Source organism: Variovorax sp. 01T439_2 (genome assembly GCF_056398445.1).
The window spans coordinates 1-2006 of the sequence record NZ_JBFTPJ010001026.1; the positions used below are offsets into that span (position 1 = coordinate 1).

3 protein-coding genes are annotated in these 2006 nt (G+C 68.9%); all 3 read left to right on the forward strand.

Features of this window, described 5'->3' with window-relative positions; all coding sequences use genetic code 11:
- Positions 1-611, forward strand: a 611-nt coding sequence (locus AC1DOC_RS31380; RefSeq protein WP_478131300.1) for a malate dehydrogenase, incomplete at its 5' end; no start/stop codon positions are given.
- Positions 612-625: 14 nt separating this feature from the next.
- On the forward strand, positions 626-1405 hold the full coding sequence (gene tam, locus AC1DOC_RS31385) for a trans-aconitate 2-methyltransferase (protein ID WP_412510508.1): 780 nt from the start codon (positions 626-628) through the stop codon (positions 1403-1405).
- Positions 1402-2006, forward strand: a 605-nt coding sequence (locus tag AC1DOC_RS31390; protein ID WP_478131301.1) for an aldolase/citrate lyase family protein, incomplete at its 3' end; no start/stop codon positions are given. The genes tam and AC1DOC_RS31390, both read left to right, overlap by 4 nt.

Below are 2006 nucleotides of genomic sequence, written 5' to 3' on the forward strand. Positions count from 1 at the left end.
ACGTCAAGGTGCTGGTGGTCGGCAACCCCGCCAACACCAACGCCTACATCGCGATGAAGAGCGCACCCGACCTGCCGCGCAAGAACTTCACCGCCATGCTGCGCCTGGACCACAACCGCGCCGCCAGCCAGATCGCCGCCAAGACCGGCAAGGCCGTGGCCGACATCGAGAAGCTCGTCGTCTGGGGCAACCACTCGCCCACGATGTACGCCGACTACCGTTTTGCCACCATCAAGGGCGAAAGCGTCGCCAAGATGATCAACGACCAGGAATGGAACGCCAACACCTTCCTGCCGACCGTCGGCAAGCGCGGCGCGGCCATCATCGAGGCCCGCGGCCTGTCGTCGGCTGCCTCGGCCGCCAACGCCGCCATCGACCACATGYGCGACTGGGCCCTGGGCACCAACGGCAAGTGGGTCACCATGGGCATCCCGTCGGACGGCCAGTACGGCATTCCGAAGGACACGATGTTCGGCTTCCCGGTCACCTGCGAGAACGGCGAGTACAAGCTGGTCGAAGGCCTCGAAATCGACGCCTTCAGCCAGGAACGCATCAACAAGACGCTCGAAGAGCTGCAAGGCGAACAGGCCGGCGTCGCGCACCTGATCTGAGCCAGGCCGCCGGCATGCTCGACTGGAACCCCGCGCTCTACCGTCGCTACGAGGACGAGCGCACCCGCCCCGCACAGGAACTCCTGGCGCGGGTGCCGTTGCCGGAGGCGGCCCACGTGGTCGACCTCGGCTGCGGCCCGGGCAATTCCACCGAACTGCTGGCCAACCGGTTCCCGACGGCGAAAGTCGTCGGAACCGACAACTCCGAAGCCATGCTGGCGAGCGCGCGCGAGCGCCTGCCGCAGGCACGCTTCGAGTTGAGCGACATCGCGACCTGGGCGCCGCAAGACCAAGCGCCCAACCTCATTTACGCCAACGCAGCCCTGCAGTGGGTGCCCGATCACGAGCGGCTGATCCCGCGGCTGTTCGCTGCGCTGGCCCCCGGTGGCGTGCTCGCCATCCAGATGCCCGACAACCGCGAGGAGCCCACGCACCGCCTGATGCGCGCCGTGGCCGCGGAGGCACCCTGGGCCGAGCCCATCGGCAATGCCGACCGGCTGCGCACCTTGCTGCTGCCGCTCGGCGGCTACTACGACCTGCTCGCGCCTGCCGCGGCCAGGGTCGATGTGTGGCACACCATCTACCAGCACCCGATGGCCGATGCCGCGGCCATCGTCGAATGGGTGCGCGGCACGGGGCTCAAGCCCTTCGTCGACCGCCTGCCGGCCGACCTGCAGGCGAGCTACCTGGCCGAATACGAGCGCCGCGTGGACCGGGCCTATCCCGTGCGCACCGACGGCAAGCGGCTGCTCGCCTTCCCGCGGATGTTCATCGTGGCGCAGAAAAAAGCATGACCAAAGCCGCCCATCCCGCTGAAGTGCTGCTCGGCGCGCAGGCCGGGGCCGTGAGCCTGCCGGTGTGCGACCACTACAGCGGCGTCGAGGTGCGCATGAAGAAGAGCCTCGCGCTGCAGGCCGAGATGGCCGACGAATTCGGTGCCTGCGTGTTCGACGTGACGCTCGACTGCGAGGACGGCGCCCCCGTGGGCGGCGAGGCGGAGCATGCCGCGCTCGTGACCGAACTGGCATTGGCCGCCAAGCCCGGCATGCGCGTGGGCGTGCGTGTTCACCCGGTGGACCATCCCGCCTTTGCCGGCGACGTGATCACCATCGCCGGCCGTGCCGGCCACCGGCTCAGCCATCTGATGGTGCCCAAGGTGGAGTCCGTGGCCGACGTCGCACAGGCGGTGGCGGCGCTCGAGGCGGCCGATGCCGATGCGTTGCCGCTGCACGTATTGATCGAATCGCCGCTGGCCGTGCACAACGCGTTCGAGATCGCGGCGCACCCGCGCGTGCAATCGCTGAGCTTCGGCCTGATGGACTTCGTTTCCGCCCATGCGGGCGCGATCCCCGCCGACGGCATGGGCGCGGCCGGGCAGTTCACGCATCCGCTGGT

Excerpts from the sequence above, each read along its gene's own strand:
- tam (WP_412510508.1), top strand. The coding sequence starts at position 626 with ATGCTCGACTGGAACCCCGCGCTCTACCGTCGCTACGAGGACGAGCGC.